Source organism: Cupriavidus sp. NPDC089707 (genome assembly GCF_044748965.1).
In the GTDB taxonomy this organism is placed as follows: Bacteria; Pseudomonadota; Gammaproteobacteria; order Burkholderiales; family Burkholderiaceae; genus Cupriavidus.
Genome location: NZ_JBIVHB010000005.1, coordinates 87,061 through 104,414, shown reverse-complemented (window position 1 = coordinate 104,414; position 17,354 = coordinate 87,061). Strand labels below are relative to the sequence as shown.

The following is a 17,354-nucleotide window of genomic DNA, read 5'->3' as shown; positions in this document are numbered from 1 at the left end:
AACCGGCACAAGCGCCGGAAGACAAACCAGAGTTGCCGATGAAGATTGCCGTACTCGACGATTACCAGGACGCCGTGCGCAAGCTGCCGTGTTTCAGACTGCTGGAGGGGCACGACGTCAAGGTGTTCAACAACACCGTCAAGGGTGTGGGCCAGCTGGCCGCGCGCCTGTCGGACGTGGAAGCCGTGGTGCTGATCCGGGAACGCACCCGTATCACCCGGCAACTCCTGGAAAAACTGCCGAAACTGAAGCTGATCAGCCAGACCGGCAAGGTCGGCGCCGGCCCCGGCAGCCATATCGACCTGGATGCCGCCACCGACCGCGGCGTGGCTGTGCTGGAAGGCGTCGGCTCGCCGGTGGCGCCGGCCGAGCTGACCTGGGCGCTGATCATGGCCGCGCAGCGGCGCATTCCGCAGTACGTGGCCAGCCTCAAGCACGGCGCGTGGCAGCAATCGGGGCTGAAATCGACCACCATGCCGCCCAATTTCGGGCTGGGCCAGGTGCTGCGCGGCCAGACGCTGGGTATCTGGGGCTACGGCAAGATCGGCCGGTTGCTGGCCGGCTATGGCAAGGCATTCGGCATGCGGGTGATGGTGTGGGGCCGTGAAGCCTCGCTCGAGGCGGCGCGCGCCGACGGGCTGGACGTGGCCACCTCCAAGGAGCAGTTTTTTGCCGACAGCGACGTTTTGTCGCTGCACCTGCGGCTGAACGACGACACCCGGGGTATCGTCAAGCTGACCGATCTCACGCGGATGAAGCCCACCGCGCTGTTCGTTAATACCAGCCGCGCCGAACTGCTGGAAGAGAACGCGCTGGTTACCGCCCTTAACCGTGGCCGGCCGGGCATGGCCGCGGTCGACGTGTTCGAATCCGAGCCGATCCTGCAGGGGCATGCGCTGCTGCGCATGGAAAACTGCATTTGCACGCCGCACCTGGGCTATGTCGAGCGCGACAGCTATGAGCTGTACTTCCGCACGGCGTTCCAGAACATCCTGGACGTGCTGGGCGGCAATCACGACTGTATCGTCAATCCCAAGGCGTTGACGCCGGTGTTGTCGCGCTGAGGCGTTTCGGTTCCTGCCGGTTTGCTCCCCTCCACCGCCTGCCGGTAGGGGAGCCCAGTTCGTACAGTGTTGGCTGCGGCGGGCGCGCTTGCCTCGTCAACGCGAATCCCCCAATCCCGCTACACTCGGGACTTCCCTAACCGCCGGCCGCAACGGCCCTGGCGGCAGTCCCGAGAACAACAAGCGCCCGCGCGCACTCCCTCTTCCCAAGGCCGGCATGGATCCCAGGCTCGTGACGCTCTGCGTCGGCAATTTCGTCATCGGCACCGGCGCGATGATCGTGACCGGCATGTTGAACGACATTGCCGGGGATTTCGGGCTGGGCGCGGCCAGTGCCGGGCAACTGATTTCGGTGTTCGCGCTCGCCACCTGCGTCGGCGCGCCGCTGTTCGCCACGCTGGGTTCGCGCATCGACCGCCGGCTGCTGCTGGCGGGATCGCTGCTGGTCTATGCCGTGATGCACCTGGCGGCCGCCTTTGCGCCCAGCTTCGCGGCGCTGATGGTCATCCGCTTCCTGACGGCGATCGGCGCCGCCATCTACACACCGCAGGCCGCGGCGACGCTGCCGCTGCTGGTCAACGCGCAGACGCGCGGCCGTGCCATCAGCTTCGTTTTCCTGGGCTGGAGCGTCGCCAGCGTGGTGGGCGTGCCGCTGGGCACCTGGATCTCGACCACGCTAGGCTGGCGCGTCAGCATGGGCCTCGTGGGCGGGCTGGCGCTGCTGGTGTCGGCCGCGGTATGGCGGGCGCTGCCGCGCGGGCTGTATGTCGAACCGGTCGGGCGCGAGGCCTGGGCCGCGGTACTGCGCCACAAGCCGATCATGCTGGTGGTGCTGACCACCATGGTGTCCTCGGCCGGCATGTTCACCATGTTTACCTATGTCGCGCCGCTGATGCGCGATGTCTACGGCATCAGCGGCGGCGCGCTCAGCCTGATGTTCCTGGCCTATGGCGCCTGCGGCGTGTTCGGCAATGCGCTGGCCGCGTCGCGCATGGACCGCGTCACACCCAGCCGGATCGTGCAGGTCGCTCTGCTGACGTCGGTGACCGCCATGGTGTTGTGGCCGCTGGCGGGCCTGGGCGGCGTGGCGCTGGTGCTGCTGTTCATGCTGTGGGGGCTGGGCGGGTTTGCCACCAACAGCGCGCAGCAGGCCCGGCTGGTGCTGCTGGCGCCGGAGCGGGCAGCGGCCTCGATCTCCCTGAACTCTTCGTCGATCTACCTGGGGCAGGCGGCGGGCGCGATGGCCGGCGCTGCCATCTATACCCTGGCCGGGGTCGATTCACTGCACTGGGGCGCCGCGGCGCTGATGCTGGCGGCGCTGGCGGTGTCGCAGCGCGCGCGCTCGCTCGGCTGCCAGTGGCAGCGCCCGCAGGCGCCGCAGCAGGCTTCCAACGCCGGCTGAAACCACGCCCCGCTCCATCACGTCAGCGGGCGCACGCGCCCCTTGCGCCGCCAATGGCGTCTTGTGAGGCACCGCACCAAGCACTTGTCCACAGCGTTATCCGCCCCCTTATCCTCAGGGATATCCGCAGCTTATCCACATCCCTTTCCACAACCACCAAGCGGGGGCGCATGTGAGCGATTCCAGACGCTGGCAAGGCAATGCACGCGTGCTGGCCGTGAGCCTTGGCAAGGCGATCCCGCTGGTCGTGGCCGGCGCCGGCACTGAGGCGGTGGTGCTGTCCGGCATCCGCAAGCATCCCGTCAGCACCCTGCTGCACCCGCTTTCGGTGCAGGTGCGCCCGCTGGGCCTGGCCGGCGACGAGCAGGCCGACCTGACCGTCCACGGCGGCCGGGACAAGGCGGTCTACGCCTATCCATCCGAGCATTACCCCTGGTGGAATGCGCGCCGGCGCGCCTGCGGCCAGCCCGAGTCGGGGCAGCCGCTGCCGTTCGGCGCCCTGGGCGAGAACCTGAGCATGGAAGGCCTGCTGGAGTCCGACCTGTGGATCGGCGACCTGGTGCGCGCCGGGACGGCGCTGCTGCGGGTGGAGGCGCCGCGCCGGCCCTGCTACAAGTTCAATGCCGCGCTCGGCTATCGCCACGCGGTGCGCGACATGGTGCAGAGCGGGTATTCGGGCGTCTACCTGAGCGTGCTGGTGACCGGCCTGGTCCGCGCCGGCGACCCCGTCATTGTGCAGCCGGGGCCACGCGAACTGTCGATCGACAGCGTCAACCAGTGGCGTCGTGACAGCCGGCGGCAGCTTTTCTGATAATGTTTGTCTAACGATACAAGCGCCCCGCCAAATTCACATCCGGCTTTTTCCGTGGCCCGGAGCGCGTGTGCCAGCGCCCGCCGTCACGAGACCCTTACACCCCTGTAACGGACTGTAATACGCGACGCTGGCTCCGGCGGGCGAAGCGCGGTACTAGTAGAGTCTTTGCGCAACACGCGCCGGCGACATTCGATCACAACAAGCCGGCGCGGATCACGGGGAGTGGCGCAAGACGCGGTGCAGAGGGTCCACAGAGAACATGAAAACTGACAGGATCGACCAGCCCAAGGGCTTTGTCGACAGCAACTGGAGTGCGGCCGCCGGGACCGGACGCGGCCGGGTATCAGCGTGGGTATGGGTCACAGCAGTGCTGGTGCTGGCCGGGCTGGGCTGGTTTGCCTGGCGCACGTGGCTGGCGCCCAAGCCGGCGCCGAAGCCGCCCGCGGCAGTGGTGGTGACCACCGCGCTGGTGCAGCAAGGCGACGTGCCGCTGCAGGTCACGGCCAACGGCAACGTCACCGCGTTATCCACAGTCGAGGTGCGGCCGCAAGTATCGAGCACCGTGCGCACGGTCCATATCAAGGAAGGCCAGACGGTCAAGCCGGGCGACCTGCTGTTCTCGCTCGACACGCGCATGGACGAGGCCAACCTGGCCAAGGCCCAGGCGCAACTGCTGAAGGACCAGGCAGACCTGGCAGACGCCCGCCGCACGCTGGCGCGCAGCAAGGAATTGCTCGAGCGCAACTTCATTTCCAAGAGCGCCGTCGATACCGCGCAGGCCAGGGCTGACGGCTTTGAAGCCACCGTGCGCGCCGACCAGGCCGCCATCGAGGCCAGCCGCGTAGCGATCAGCTATGGCTCGATCCGCGCCACCATCAACGGCCGCACCGGGGTGATCAACGCCTTCCCGGGCTCGCTGGTGCTGCCCAGCGGCGCGGTGCCGATGGTCACCATCGCGCAGGTGCAGCCGATCGCCGTGACCTTCAGCCTGCCCGAGCGCCAGCTGGCGGCGCTGCGCGAGGCGCTGCAGGCCGGTCCGGTACAGGTCACCGCCCAGCCCAACGACGGCAGCAAGACTCCGGTGACCGGCAAGATCACCTTTGTGGATAACACGGTCGACCCGCAGTACGGCACCATCCGCGTCAAGGCCCAGTTCGACAACGAAGCGCAGCGGCTGTGGCCGGGCACCTACGCCAACGTCAGCGCGGTGGTGCAGACGCTCAAGGGCGCGCTGTCGGTGCCGCCGCAGGCGGTGGTGACCGGCCCCGAAGGCCGCTTCGTGTATGTGGTGCAGCCCGACAGCAAGGTCGCGCGCGTGCCGGTGCAGGTGATCTCCACCACCGCCGCCGCTGCCGTGGTGGAAGGCGTGCAGCCGGGCGCCCGTGTCGTCGTGGAAGGCACGCAGAACCTGCGCCCGGGCGCGCTGGTGCGCGAGGCGCCGGCCGGCGGCGCCGCCTCCGGTGCGGCCGCCGCACGGCCAGCCAATGCCGCCACCGCCGCCACCGCCGCCACCGCCGCCGCGGGGCACTGAGCCATGACGCTGTCCGAACTCTGCATCCGCCGCCCGGTGATGACGGTGCTGCTGTGCCTGGCCGTGATCGTCACCGGCATCGTGCTGTACCCGACCATCCCGATCGCCGCGCTGCCCAGCTTCAACTCGCCGGTGATCCAGGTCACCGCGACGCTGCCGGGCGCGAGCCCGGAAACCATGGCGGCATCGGTGGCGACGCAGCTGGAAAAGCAGTTCGCCACCATCCCGGGCGTGTCGGTGATCAGTTCGTCGAACACGCTCGGCAACTCCAGCATCACCATCGAATTCAACAGCGACCGCGACATCGACGACGCGGCCGTGGACGTGCAGGCGGCCCTGTTCCGCGCGCAGCGTTCGCTGCCGATCGAGATGACGGTGCCGCCGTCGTACCGCAAGGTCAACCCGGCCGATGCGCCGGTGCTGCTGCTGGCGATCAACTCGCCGGCGATGAGCCTGTCCGAGCTCAATGCCTTCGGCGACAACCTGATCTCTCCCACGCTGGCCACGCTGCCCGGCGTGGCGCAGGTGCAGGTCTACGGGCAGAAGCGCTTTGCCGTGCGCGTGCGCGCCCATCCCGACGCGCTGGCCGCGCGCGGGCTGACGCTGGATGAGCTGGCCAGCGCGCTGAACCGTGCCAACGCCAACACCCCGGTGGGCACGCTGGACAGCGCGCGCCAGACCCTGACCATCCAGGCCAACCGGCAGCTGACCAATGCCGATGCCTTCCGCAACATCATCGTCGCCAGCCAGCCCAACGGCGCGCTGGTGCGGCTGTCCGACGTGGCCGAGGTCGAGGACAGCGTCGAGACCATCAAGACCGGCAGCTGGCTCAACAACGAACGCTCGATCGTGCTGGCCGTGCTGCGCCAGCCCGATGCCAACACCGTGGCGGTGGTGGACGCGATCAAGGCCGCCCTGCCCCGCCTGGTGCAGCAGATGCCGGGCTCGGTCAACGTGGCGGTGGTCAACGACCGCTCCAACTCGATCCGCGAATCGATCCACGACGTGCAGTTCACGCTGGCGCTGACGGTGGCGCTGGTGGTGCTGGTGATCTTCCTGTTCCTGCGCCGCGCTGCCGCCACGCTGATCCCGACCGTGTCCCTGCCGATCTCGCTGATCGGCACGGTGGCGCTGATGAAGGCGTTCGGCTACAGCCTGGACAACGTCTCGCTCCTGGCCATCACGCTGGCGGTGGGACTGGTGGTGGACGATGCCATCGTCATGCTCGAGAACATCGTGCGCCATATCGAGGAAGGCGTGCCGCCGCTGAAGGCCGCGCTGGTGGGGTCGCGCGAGATGGGCTTCACCATCATGTCGATCTCGATCTCGCTGGTGGCGGTGTTTATCCCGATCTTCTTCATGCCGGGCGTGATCGGCCTGCTGTTCCATGAATTTGCCGCGGTGGTGTCGCTGTCGATCCTGGTGTCGGCGCTGGTGTCGCTGACGCTGATCCCGATGCTGTGCGCGCGCTTCCTGTCGGCCGAGAACGTGCCGCCGGATGAATCGCAGCACGCCTATGGGGACCACACCCCGGGGCAGCCCGCCATCGTGCAGAAGCAGACCCTGGGCATGCGCTCCACGCAGTGGTTCGAGAACCTGTTCGAGTTCACGCTGCACCGTTATGCGCGTGGGCTGGACTGGTGCCTGGCGCACCGGCGCACCGTGCTGGTGGCGGCGGGTCTGACCTTCGTGCTGACCGCGGTGCTGTTCGTCGCGATCCCCAAGGGCTTCTTCCCCGAGGAAGACATCGGCCAGATCCGCGTCAACGCCGAAGGCCCGCAGGACATCTCCTTCGACGCCATGTCCGAACGCCTGCGCGACGCCGCCGAGCGCATGCGCGCCAACCCCGCGGTCAAGAGCATCGTGGTCGCCGTCGGCGGCGGCCCGTCGCCGGCCATCAACACCGGCCGCATGTTCGTCGAGCTCAAGCCGCGCGGCGAGCGCGACGCCATGCCCAAGGTGATCGAGTCCCTGCGCCGCGATGTGGCCGGCGTGGCCGGCCTGGCGGTGTATTTCGCGCCGGTGCAGAACCTGCAGCTGGGCGGGCGCCAGAGCAAGAGCCGCTACCAGTACACGCTGCAGAGTGTGAAGGCCGGCCAGCTGCAGGAGTCCTCCGACAAGCTGATGGCCAGGATGCGCGCCGACAGCCTGTTCCGCGATGTCACCAGCGACTCGCAGCAGTCGGGCCTGGAGGCGCACCTGACGATCGACCGCGACAAGGCCAATGCGCTCGGCATCCAGATGCAGGATGTCCGCACCGCGCTGTACACGGCGTTCGGCGAGCGGCAGGTGTCGACCATCTACACGCCGATCGACAACTACTACGTGATCCTGCAGGCGGCCGATGTCGACCGCGCCGACGAAACCGCGTTCGCCAAGCTCTACGTGCGCAGCAAGACCGGCCAGATGGTGCCGCTGTCGGCCTTTGCCACCACCGAGCGCCGGGTCGGCCCGATCGCGGTCAACCACCAGGGGCAGCTGCCGTCGGTGACGGTGTCGTTCAACCTGGCGCCGGGCGCGGCGCTGGGCGAGGCTTCGGCACGCATCGACCGCTACAAGCAAGAGATTGCAATGCCGACCTCGATCTTCACCAGCTGGGGTGGCGACGCGGCGGTGTTCCAGTCGTCGCAGGCCACGCAGATCGTGCTGCTGGTGGCCGCCATTGCGGTGATCTACACGCTGCTGGGCGTGCTGTACGAGAGCTACATCCACCCGCTGACCATCCTCGCGGGGCTGCCCTCGGCGGCGGTCGGCGCACTGCTGACGTTGTTTATCTTCAATGTCGAGCTGTCGCTGATTGCTGTCATCGGCGTGCTGATGCTGATCGGCATCGTCAAGAAGAACGCGATCATGATGATCGACTTCGCGCTGGCGGCGCAGCGCGAGCAAGGCATGACGCCGGCCAGGGCGATCCGGCAGGCGTGCCTGCTGCGTTTCCGACCGATCATGATGACCACCTTCGCCGCGGTGATGGGCGCGCTGCCGCTGGCGCTGGGCCTCGGCGCCGGTGCCGAGCTGCGCCAGCCGCTGGGTCTGGCGGTGGTCGGCGGGCTGCTGTTCTCGCAGGTGATCACGCTGTTCATCACGCCGGTGATCTACCTGGCGCTCGACAAGTTCTCGGGCACTGGGCCGCTGCAGATCGACTCGGAAGGCAACAAGCTGCCGGAGAAGGTGCCTGGCGAGACGGTGCGGCAGCACTGAGGGGGATGGCTGGATAGACCAGCTATTCGCCCGATTCCGCAAGGATGTCGCAAGGCACGTCCAGTGCTTGCGCCAGCCTGTGCAGCGCATCGGGGCTTCCGGCGCGCGAGCGGTTCTCGATCTGGCTGAGATACGGCTTGCTCAGGCCCGCGGCCCGGGCAAGCGCGTCCTGCGTCAGCCGGCGATAGTTGCGCCAGGCCTTGACCGGATGGTCGCCGGCCAGTTCGGCATCGAGCACGGCGGCCGGCACGCGGAAGCCGTTGTCCTTGGCCTTTGCGGCGTCGAACAGGGCGACGTCGCCTGCATCTTCGATCAGGTGCTTGACGCGCTCCCACACCTCGATGGGGACCACCGCATATTCGCGGCGGCCATCACGTTCAATGAACTGGATTTCGGTCATTTGTAAGCGCCTCCACGTGGACTGATGGCCAGGACGAGAATCACCAGCCGTCCATCCTCGATTTCATACAACACTCGCCAATCCCCTATCCGAAGCCGGTAGCCGTTTCGACCCGCAAGCTTTCTTGCGTTCGGATTCGGTGCGTAAGGATCCGCGGCAAGGACATTGACCTTCGCGACGATCGTTGCGGCAAGGTTTCTGGGTATGGCCTTCAGGGTCTGTGCGGCTTGCCGGGTGAACTCAATGGCGTACATGCAGCATGCTTGTGCTGTGCTAACACGTCAGCAAATAAAGTTAGCACGGCACGGCAGAGTTGTTCAAGCCGACGAACATTGCATACATGTGGCATGCACGCCACGCCCTTTGATTTAAGTCATTTACCTATCTGTCGCAAATGATAATAATTCTCGTTAACTAAAAACGGCGTCACCCGCGGCCATGCGCCGGCCGGGCAGCGCCTCTTCGCGAGCCAGCCACCCTGTCACGGTTTTCCGCCAGCCAGCGTCCGATTTCTTCTGGGGAGAATCCATGAAACGTCGCTGCCTGGCGCGCCTGCGCGCCACCGTCCGGGTCACGCCTGTTGCCGCCGTCTGCGCGGCGCTGGGCTCGCCCGCCTTTGCCGCCGAGGGCGACAGCCAAGCCACCATGCTTGCCTCGCTCAATGAAGTGGTGGTCACCGCCACCCGCACCGAAGAGCGTTCCGATGCAGTCGCCTCCACCATCACCACGCGCGAAGCGCGCCAGATCGAGCGCGCGCAGCCGGTCGACGAGACCGGCCTGTTTGCCGACGAGCCCGATATCGACGTGCCGCGCGACCGCCGCCGCTTTGGCGCGGGCAGCATCAATATCCGCGGCATCGAGGACAACCGCGTGCTGCAGATGGTGGACGGGGTCCGCCTGCCAGACTTCTTCAATGGCGGAGGGCCGTCGAATATCTCCAGCTCGACGCGCGATGCGCCGGAGTTTTCGTTCCTGAAGCGCGTGGAAGTGCTGCGCGGGCCGGCGTCGAGCCTGTATGGCTCCGATGCGATCGGCGGCGTGGTGGCCTATGCAACCAAGGATCCGGTCGACCTGACGCAAGGCCGCAAGGTCGGCGGCGAGGTCGGGCTGAACTGGAACGGCATCGACAATGGCTTCGGCCAGAACGCAGGCGTGGCGGGCGGCAACGACACCATCCAGGGCCTCTTCATGTACGCGAACCGCAACGCGCACGAAATGAAGAACATGGGCACCGACGACTCCAACTCGGTCAACCGCACCAAGCCCAATCCGCAGGACGTGCGCACGCAGGCGTGGCTGGGCAAGCTCCTGCTCAACGCCACGCCCGAGCACAAGTTCAAGTTCACCTACGAGCATCGCGACGGCAACACCGATACCGACCTGCTGCGCCTCTCCACCTCGCTGCCGCGCGTGACCGCCGCCAACGGCAATGAAGACCTGAGCCGCGACCGCGTCAGCCTGGACTATGAGTGGAAGCCTGCCAGCGGTGTGCTGGATCGCCTGGCCGCACAGGTCTACTACCAGGAATCCGAAACCTCCACGTGGACCAACCAGGTGCGCAGCAACACCAGCACCGGTTGCTCGGCCACCACGCGCGGCACCAGCCTGTGCAACGTTGCGCTGGGCTTTGCCTTCAAGCAGGAGCAGACCGGTTTCAACGTGCAGGGCGACAAGTCCTTCGTCACCGGCAGTGTCGAGCACCGGCTGATCGGCGGCATCGATTTCATGCGCACGCGCACGTCCGAATCGCGCGACGCCACGGTGCGCAACCTGACCACCGGCACCACCACCAAGTCGCTCGCCGGCGAGAACTTCCCGGTGCACGATTTCCCCACCGGCGAGACGCGCCAGACCGGACTGTTCGCGCAGGACGAAATGCGCTTCTTCGACGGCCGCTTCACGCTGACACCAGGGCTGCGCTTCGACCACTACTCGCTGTCGCCGGATGGCGACGACCTCGTCTACACCAGTGCGGGCGGCCGCCCGGCGGTCAGCAAGAGCGATTCTCACGTGTCGCCGAAGTTGTCGGCGCTGTGGCAGGCGACTGATCGCGTGAACCTGTGGGCGCAATACGTGTTTGGCTACCGCGCGCCCAATTACCAGGAAGTCAACGGCAGCTTCCGCAACCCGGTGCAGGGCTACGGCGCCGCGCCTAACGCGGACCTTAACCCGGAAAAGAGCCGCTCGTTCGAGATCGGCGCGCGCTACACCAGCGACAACGTGCAGACCAGCGTGGCGCTGTTCGACAATCGCTACCGCGACTTTATCGAGCAAGTGCAGTTGACCTGCCCGTCCGACCCGGCGTGCCTGCCCGGGTTGCGCGCGACCTACCAGTACCGCAACCAGACCAGCGTGCGCATCTACGGTGCCGAGTGGCGCGGCGTGTGGCGCTTCCTGCCGCAATGGCGCGTCGATGGCGCGGTCGCGTATGCGCATGGCAACAACGAGCAGACCGGCCAGCCGCTGAACAGCGTGTCGCCGCTGCGCGCCAGCGCGGGGCTGACCTGGGAGCGCGTGCAGGGCCAGGGCGCCGCGATCCGCTGGCGCGGCGCGCGTCCGGTCACGCGTACCGACGCCACGTCGTTCACCTACTTCAAGCCGGCCGGCTACGGCGTGGTCGACCTGCAGGCGTGGTGGCGCTTCAACCGCTATGTCAGCCTGGCACTGTCGGTGAACAACCTGTTCGACAAGAAGTACTGGCTGTGGGGCGACGTGCGCCAGACCGGCGTATCGGCCACCGAGCCCGGCGTGGACTTCTACACGCAGCCGGGCCGCACCTTTGCCGCCAGCCTGAAGCTGTCGTTCTGAGCCACGTCGGCTCAAGGAGGTATCGCATGGCCCCACAGAACATAACCAGTCGCTTCCTCTGGGCGCTGCTGTGCCTGCTGATGTGGATGGGCGCGGCGCAGGCTGCCACGCCACGCATCGCCATCCTGACCAGCTCGCCGGTGCCGGCCGGCAAGTTCGGCCCGCTGCGCGAACTGGCGCAGGCGCAGGGCATGACGCTGGAGGCGCAGTACCTGGAGCGCATGCAGGCGCAGGACGTCGCGCCGTTTATCGGTAGCGCAGACCTGCTGATCGTCGATGCGCCGCGCGATCACATCGTCACCGCGATGCTGCAACGCCTCGGTCCGTTGTGGAGCGAGGCGCGCGTGCCGCGCGTGCTGATCGCCACCGACCGTTATGAAGCGCATGGCGTCGACGACAAGCTCGCGGCGCAGCTGCATGCGTACTACGTCAACGGAGGCCGCGGCAACTTCGGCGCCATGATGCGCACGATTGCGGCACAGCAGTTCCGCTTGCGTGCCGATGCCGCCATTCCCGCGCCGGTGGTGTTCCCCAAGGCCGCGTACTACCATCCGAAGCTCGCGGGCGTGATCACCACGTCGCCGCAGGAAGCGCTGGCCGCATCGGGCAGCAGCGGCCCGGTGATCGGCATCGCCATCCACCAGGCTTATGTGTCGGGTCTCGACAGCGCCTTTATCGACGACCTCATCGGTCGCCTGGAAGCGCGCCATGCGCGCGTGCTGACCTTCTACGGCCCGGTGATGGATGCCGACGGCATCACGCGCATGACGATGCCAGACGGCAAGCGCCTGGTCGACGTGCTGGTCAACGGCCAGATCATGCTGAACCCGCACGGCCGAAAGGCCGAGTTCGAAAAGCTCGACGTGCCGGTGATGCAGGTCATGCCTTACCGCAAGGGCGATGCGCAAGCGTGGCAGAACGACCCGCACGGCATCAGCCTGACCGATACGCCCTTTTACCTGGTGCAGCCCGAACTGGCCGGCGTGATCGATCCCATCCTGGCCGCCGCCACGGCCAAGGGCGACGGTGCCATCGTCAGCCTGCCGGCGCAGCTCGATGCCGTGGCGGACAAGGCGTTGGCATTGGCGCGGCTGCGGCACCTGCCAAACGCCGACAAGCGCGTGGCAATCCTGTACTACAACTACCCGGCCGGCGAGAAGAACCTGTCGGCGTCGTTCCTGAACCTGCCCAAGAGCCTGGCCAGCACACTCGCCGCGCTGCGCGCCGCGGGCTACACCACCGAGGCCGCGGACGAAGCACGCTTGCAGCGCGACCTTGGCGCGCTGCTCGCACCGTTCTATCGCAGTGGCAAGCTGGAACCGTTGCTTGATGCCGGCCTCGCGGTGTGGATGCCGATGTCGCAATATCGGCGCTGGTACGACGTACAGCCGGCAGCGTTCCGTGCCGCCGTCGCGCAGCGCTGGGGCAATCCGGAGCAATCGGCGATGGCAACCACGCGCAACGGCGAGGCCGGCTTCGTGATCCCGCGCCTGCAGCTCGGCAACGTGGCGCTGATGCCGGTGCCGCCGCGCGGCGAGCGCAATGAATCGGATGAGAAGGCGCTATACCACTCCACCACCACGCCGCTGAACCACTTCTACATGGCGGCCTACCTGTGGGCACGTACCGGAAATGGGGGCCGCGAGGCGCTGGTCCACTACGGCACGCACGGCACCCAGGAATGGACGCCGGGCAAGGAGCGCGGCCTGTCTGTCACCGACCAGCCTTACCTGGTGCTGGGCAGCGTGCCCGTGATCTATCCGTACATTGTCGATGACGTCGGCGAAGCGATCCAGGCCAAGCGCCGCGGCCGCGCGGTGATCGTCAGCCACCAGACGCCGCCATTCCGGCCGGCTGGCCTGCATACCGACCTGGTATCGCTGCATGACCAGTTGCACGTGTACCTGCAGCAGGACGAAGGCGCGGTGAAGGACATCATCCGCCAGCAGATCCTGTCGCGCAGCGCGTCGATGCACCTGTTCGAAGACATGGGCTGGAGCGCCGCGCGTGCGCGCTCGGACTTCACCGGCTACCTGGATGCGTTGCATATCCATCTGCATGAACTCGGCGGCGCGCTGCAGCCCTATGGCCTGCACACGTTCGGGCAGTCGCAGGACGATGGCCTGCGCCTCTACACGACCATGGCGATGCTCGGCAAGGACTGGCTCAAGCGCGTCTTTCCCGAAGAGCCGGAGGAGCTGTTCGCGGTCGACTACGCGCAGCTTGCGCAGACCCCGCCCTATGCGATGGTGCGGCGCTACGTGGCTGAGGGCGCATCGCTGGATGAGCTGAGCGACCCGCGCCAGCGTGAAGACATGCAGCGCGCACGGCACCTCTATGCCAGCCTCGATGCGTCCCCGGAAAACGGCGGCTTGCTGACCGCGCTGGCCGGCCGTCACCTGCAATCGGGAACGGGCGGCGATCCGGTGCGCAATCCCGACACGCTGCCGACCGGCCGCAACCTGTACGGCTTCGATCCCTCCAAGGTGCCCAGCCGCGAAGCGTGGAAAGCCGGCCAGGCCGCCGCCGAGGCGATGATCGCCGACTGGCGCAAGCGCCATGGCCGTTACCCCGACAAGCTCGCGTTCTCGCTGTGGAGCGTGGAGACCATGCGCCACCAGGGCATGCTCGAGGCGCAGGCGATGGCGGTGCTGGGCGTGCGGCCGAAGTGGGATGACGGCGGACGCGTGGTCGGCGTCGAGCCGATTCCCGCTGCGGAATTGGGGCGTCCGCGCGTGGACGTGGTGCTGTCCGCCACCGGCCTCTATCGCGACCACTTCCCTAACCTGATGAAGTGGCTGGCCGAGGCGGTGAAGCTCGCCGCCGCGCAGCCGGAAGCGGACAACGTCGTTGCCGCCAACACTCGCGCGGTGCGCGAACGGCTGGCCAAGCTGAACGTACCTGCCGACCGGCTCGATGCGCTGGCGGTGACCCGCATCTTCGCCAGCGAATCGGGCAACTACGGCACCGGCCTGAACGACGCGGCGATGGCCACCGACACCTTCGGCAGCGGCCGCGAGGCCGACGCCAAGCTGGCCAGGCTGTATCTCGCGCGCATGCAGTACGCCTACGGTCCCGATGAGCAGCACTGGGGCGAGGCGCTGCCGCAGGTCAACCTGTATGCCGAGAACCTGAAAGGCGTCGACGGCGCGCTGCTGGCGCGCAGCTCCAACCTGTACGGCATGCTGACCACCGACGACCCGTTCCAGTACCTTGGCGGCATCGGGCTGGCGGTGCGGCACCTGACCGGGAAGGCGCCCGAGCTGCTGATCTCGAACCTGCGTGATGCCAGCAATGCGCGCACCGAGACCGCCGCGAGCTTCCTCGCCAGTGAACTGCGCACGCGCTACTTCCATCCCGGCTGGATCGAGGGTATGAAGGCCGAAGGCTACAGCGGCGCGCTGAACGTCCTCGACACCGTCAACAACTTCTGGGGCTGGACCGCGGTCTCGCCCGAGATCGTGCGCGACGACCAGTGGACCGAGTTCGCCGAGGTCTATGTCAACGACAAGCACAAGCTCGGCCTGAACGAATGGTTCGAGAAGAACGCACCGCAGGCCCAGGCGCAGGTGATCGAACGCATGCTCGAAGCCGCGCGCAAGGGCTACTGGAAGGCCGACGACAAGCTGCTGAAGACGCTGGCGCAGCGCTATGAAGACCTGGCGCAGCGGCACGATATCGTCAGCAACAACCGCGCGTTCAACCAGTACCTGAAGCAGCAGGCGCAGGCCGCCGCGCCGGGCTATGGGTTGCAGCCGCCTGTTGCGGCACCGCGTCCGGCACCGGCGGCAACGCCGCCGAAGCCTGCCGCGGCGGCACCCGCGCCAGAGCCTCCGCCCGCACCCGCGCCGAACCAGCCGCAGCCCGTGCAGGGCATGCAATTGGTGGAACGCACGCCACCCGCTGCGGAAATCGTGCCAGTGCTGTCGTGGCTGGCCGGCGGCATCGCGCTGGCGGCCGCCATTGTCGGCGGCGCGCTCAGCGCGCGGCGGCGCCACGTTAATGCCGGCGGCAATTGGCTGCCCGAACGGCGCTGAGGCAACGAAGAATTCCATCGCATCTAACGAGACGAGACATGACACCCACCCTGCTTGAAACCCTGATGTACGACGTCGGCCAGTTGTTCCTGATCCCGACACTCGCGCTGATCGCACTGCTGTTCCTGTATGCCTTTTGGGCGCTGGGCGAATTCGCCATGCAAGCCTGGCTGCGCGCGCGCCATCCCATTGGCAGCGGCAGCGGCTACGTGCTGGTGGCGTGGGCGCGCAAACACAAGGTGGCCGATGCCGATGCCCTCGACGTCGCCGCGCACCGCCTGCTGGAGCGCCCGCGCATCGCCACGCGTGTGGCGCCAATGCTGGGGCTGGTGGCCACCATGATCCCGATGGGCCCGGCGCTGAAGGGCCTGTCTGGTGGCAACCTGGCCAATGTGGGCGAGAATCTCACCATCGCATTCTCCGCGGTGATCCTGGCGCTGATCGCGGCCAGCATTACCTTCTGGGTCGTCAACGTGCGCCGCCGCTGGCTGGCTGAAGAACTGGTGTGGCTGGGGCAGTCGAAGCCGCAAAGTGAGGCGCAACGTGAGCCGCAACGTGAGCCGCAATGGGAGCGCGACGAATGAAATTCCTGGAAGAGAGCGAGGCCGACGATCCGATCCTGTCGGTAGTGAACCTAATCGACGTGTTCCTGGTGGTGATCGCCGCGCTCCTGGTGGCGATTGCGCAGAACCCGGCGAATCCATTCACGCATGACGACGTGACGATCATCAAGAACCCGGGCAAGCCCAACATGGAAATCGTGTCGCGGCAGGGCGAGAAGGTGGTGCGCTACCAGGCCAGCGGCCAGGTCGGCAGCGGCGACGGCATCAAGGCCGGTGTGGCGTACCGGATGAAGGATGGGTCGATGGTATATGTGCCGGAGCAGCCTGCGCCGCAGGCTTCCGTCCCGACGAACGAAACGAGATAAAGGAAACCGCGTGATGTCAATCCGCTTGCTCGCAGCCTCCATGCTGGCCGCGAACGTTGCCCTGCTGACCGCCGGCTGTGCTGCCTCGGGCCCTTCGCCGGCTGCCGTCAGCGCCGGCTTTGCCGGCAAGCCCTACGTGCTGCTGGGCGAGGTCCACGACAATGCCGCCGGCCAGCAGCAGCGGCTGGCCGCGCTCACGCGCGCGGTCGAACAAGGGTGGCGTCCGGCCATCGCCATGGAGCAATTCGACCGCGAACGGCAGGCCGATATCGACCGCGCGCGCAAGGAGCGGCCGAAGGATGCCGACTACCTGATCGCGCAGGCCGGCGGCGGCGCCTGGCAGTGGCCGCTGTACCGGCCGGTGGTGGCGCTGGCGCTGCAGTACGACCTGCCGCTGGTCGCGGCCAACCTGTCGCGCGCGGATGCGGGCAAGATCGTTCGCGGCGGCCTGGAGGGCCTGTTCCCTGCGGACGAGCGGCAGCAACTGGGCCTGACCGGTGCGTTGCCGCCTGACCTGGTGGCGGCGCAGACCGCGGTGCTTGACCGCGGGCACTGCGGCAATTTCCCGAAGGCGATGCTGCCCGGCATGCTGGCTGCACAGGCCGCGCGCGACGCGGTGATGGCGCAGGCGCTGCGGCCTTACGCGCAGCGCGGCGCGGTGCTGATTGCAGGCAACGGGCATGTCCGGCGCGATGTGGGGGTGCCGCGCTGGCTTCCTGGCGAGGCCGGCAAGGTTGTCAGCGTAGGCTATGTGGAGAGCGCGGCGGCGGAGGGCGAGTTCGACATGGCGGTGGTGGTGCCGGCGGTGGTGCGCAAGGATCCTTGCCTGGAGGCGAAGCCGGCGGGGTGAGCGCTATCCGGCTATTGCAGGGCTGCAGTTCCTGGATGCGCCGGCCCTCTCCCCCAGCCCCTCTCCCGCAGGCGGGAGAGGGGGGCAAGGTGTCGATATTCGAGGGCTTGAGAGCTTGCCGACTCCGCTGGCGATCGCACCCCTCTCCCGCAGGCGGGAGAGGGGAGCAAGGTGTCGATATTCGAGGGCTTGAGAGCTTGCCGACTCCGCTGGCGATCGCACCCCTCTCCCGCAGGCGGGAGAGGGGGGCAAGGTGTCGATATTCGAGGGCTTGAGAGCTTGCCGACTCCGCTGGCGATCGCTCCCCTCTCCCGCACGC

General features: G+C 67.3%; 12 protein-coding genes. 10 read left to right on the top strand and 2 right to left on the bottom strand.

What is annotated here, in order from left to right; all coding sequences use genetic code 11:
• Positions 1–38 precede the first annotated feature (38 nt).
• From ACIP1U_RS10595 to ACIP1U_RS10575, 5 genes are all read left to right on the top strand, one after another.
• Complete coding sequence (locus tag ACIP1U_RS10595) at positions 39–1,064, top strand: D-2-hydroxyacid dehydrogenase family protein (protein WP_400314540.1); 1,026 nt, start codon at positions 39–41, stop codon at positions 1,062–1,064.
• Positions 1,065–1,281: 217 nt separating this feature from the next.
• Complete coding sequence (locus ACIP1U_RS10590; protein WP_400314539.1) at positions 1,282–2,466, top strand: MFS transporter; 1,185 nt, start codon at positions 1,282–1,284, stop codon at positions 2,464–2,466.
• Between the two features lie 172 nt (positions 2,467–2,638).
• On the top strand, positions 2,639–3,277 hold the full coding sequence (locus tag ACIP1U_RS10585) for an MOSC domain-containing protein (RefSeq protein ID WP_400314538.1): 639 nt from the start codon (positions 2,639–2,641) through the stop codon (positions 3,275–3,277).
• Positions 3,278–3,539: 262 nt separating this feature from the next.
• Complete coding sequence (locus ACIP1U_RS10580; protein WP_400314536.1) at positions 3,540–4,811, top strand: efflux RND transporter periplasmic adaptor subunit; 1,272 nt, start codon at positions 3,540–3,542, stop codon at positions 4,809–4,811.
• Positions 4,812–4,814: 3 nt separating this feature from the next.
• Positions 4,815–8,012 (top strand): efflux RND transporter permease subunit, encoded by a 3,198-nt coding sequence (locus ACIP1U_RS10575; RefSeq protein WP_400314534.1) that lies wholly within the window; start codon positions 4,815–4,817, stop codon positions 8,010–8,012.
• Between the two features lie 22 nt (positions 8,013–8,034).
• Here ACIP1U_RS10575 and ACIP1U_RS10570 read toward each other — a convergent pair whose 3' ends face one another.
• Together ACIP1U_RS10570 and ACIP1U_RS10565 are read right to left on the bottom strand one after the other, a co-directional pair.
• Complete coding sequence (locus ACIP1U_RS10570; RefSeq protein WP_400314532.1) at positions 8,035–8,412, bottom strand: helix-turn-helix domain-containing protein; 378 nt, start codon at positions 8,410–8,412, stop codon at positions 8,035–8,037.
• The gene (locus tag ACIP1U_RS10565; protein WP_400314530.1) at positions 8,409–8,666 is read right to left on the bottom strand and encodes a type II toxin-antitoxin system RelE/ParE family toxin; all 258 of its coding nucleotides are present in this window, start codon (positions 8,664–8,666) and stop codon (positions 8,409–8,411) included. Before ACIP1U_RS10565 ends, ACIP1U_RS10570 begins: the two co-directional genes overlap by 4 nt.
• A gap of 274 nt (positions 8,667–8,940) precedes the next feature.
• On the opposite strand from ACIP1U_RS10565, the gene ACIP1U_RS10560 reads away from it, so the two are divergent.
• The 5 genes from ACIP1U_RS10560 to ACIP1U_RS10540 are packed head-to-tail and all read left to right on the top strand — an operon-like array spanning position 8,941 to position 17,035.
• A complete protein-coding gene (locus ACIP1U_RS10560) occupies positions 8,941–11,220 on the top strand; it encodes a TonB-dependent hemoglobin/transferrin/lactoferrin family receptor (protein WP_400314528.1) in 2,280 nt (759 codons plus the stop codon).
• Between the two features lie 26 nt (positions 11,221–11,246).
• Entirely contained in the window at positions 11,247–15,257 is a 4,011-nt protein-coding gene (gene cobN / locus ACIP1U_RS10555) for a cobaltochelatase subunit CobN (RefSeq protein WP_400314526.1), read from the top strand.
• 38 nt (positions 15,258–15,295) lie between these two features.
• Positions 15,296–15,841 carry a MotA/TolQ/ExbB proton channel family protein gene (locus tag ACIP1U_RS10550; protein ID WP_400314525.1) on the top strand — a complete coding sequence of 182 codons (546 nt, stop codon included), beginning with the start codon at positions 15,296–15,298 and terminating at the stop codon, positions 15,839–15,841.
• Positions 15,838–16,185, top strand: a complete 348-nt coding sequence (locus ACIP1U_RS10545; protein WP_400314523.1) for a DUF2149 domain-containing protein — start codon at positions 15,838–15,840, stop codon at positions 16,183–16,185. Before ACIP1U_RS10550 ends, ACIP1U_RS10545 begins: the two co-directional genes overlap by 4 nt.
• Positions 16,186–16,198: 13 nt before the next feature.
• Positions 16,199–17,035 (top strand): ChaN family lipoprotein, encoded by an 837-nt coding sequence (locus tag ACIP1U_RS10540; protein WP_400314522.1) that lies wholly within the window; start codon positions 16,199–16,201, stop codon positions 17,033–17,035.
• Positions 17,036–17,354 lie beyond the last annotated feature (319 nt).

What these genes read in the sequence shown, in the direction of transcription:
- ACIP1U_RS10595 (WP_400314540.1), top strand. Translation starts at nt 39, where the DNA reads ATGAAGATTGCCGTACTCGACGATTACCAGGACGCCGTGCGCAAGCTG.
- ACIP1U_RS10590 (WP_400314539.1), top strand. Translation starts at nt 1,282, where the DNA reads ATGGATCCCAGGCTCGTGACGCTCTGCGTCGGCAATTTCGTCATCGGC.
- ACIP1U_RS10580 (WP_400314536.1), top strand. Translation starts at nt 3,540, where the DNA reads ATGAAAACTGACAGGATCGACCAGCCCAAGGGCTTTGTCGACAGCAAC.
- ACIP1U_RS10575 (WP_400314534.1), top strand. Translation starts at nt 4,815, where the DNA reads ATGACGCTGTCCGAACTCTGCATCCGCCGCCCGGTGATGACGGTGCTG.
- ACIP1U_RS10570 (WP_400314532.1), bottom strand. Translation starts at nt 8,412, where the DNA reads ATGACCGAAATCCAGTTCATTGAACGTGATGGCCGCCGCGAATATGCG.
- ACIP1U_RS10565 (WP_400314530.1), bottom strand. Translation starts at nt 8,666, where the DNA reads ATGTACGCCATTGAGTTCACCCGGCAAGCCGCACAGACCCTGAAGGCC.
- ACIP1U_RS10560 (WP_400314528.1), top strand. Translation starts at nt 8,941, where the DNA reads ATGAAACGTCGCTGCCTGGCGCGCCTGCGCGCCACCGTCCGGGTCACG.
- cobN (WP_400314526.1), top strand. Translation starts at nt 11,247, where the DNA reads ATGGCCCCACAGAACATAACCAGTCGCTTCCTCTGGGCGCTGCTGTGC.
- ACIP1U_RS10550 (WP_400314525.1), top strand. Translation starts at nt 15,296, where the DNA reads ATGACACCCACCCTGCTTGAAACCCTGATGTACGACGTCGGCCAGTTG.
- ACIP1U_RS10545 (WP_400314523.1), top strand. Translation starts at nt 15,838, where the DNA reads ATGAAATTCCTGGAAGAGAGCGAGGCCGACGATCCGATCCTGTCGGTA.
- ACIP1U_RS10540 (WP_400314522.1), top strand. Translation starts at nt 16,199, where the DNA reads ATGTCAATCCGCTTGCTCGCAGCCTCCATGCTGGCCGCGAACGTTGCC.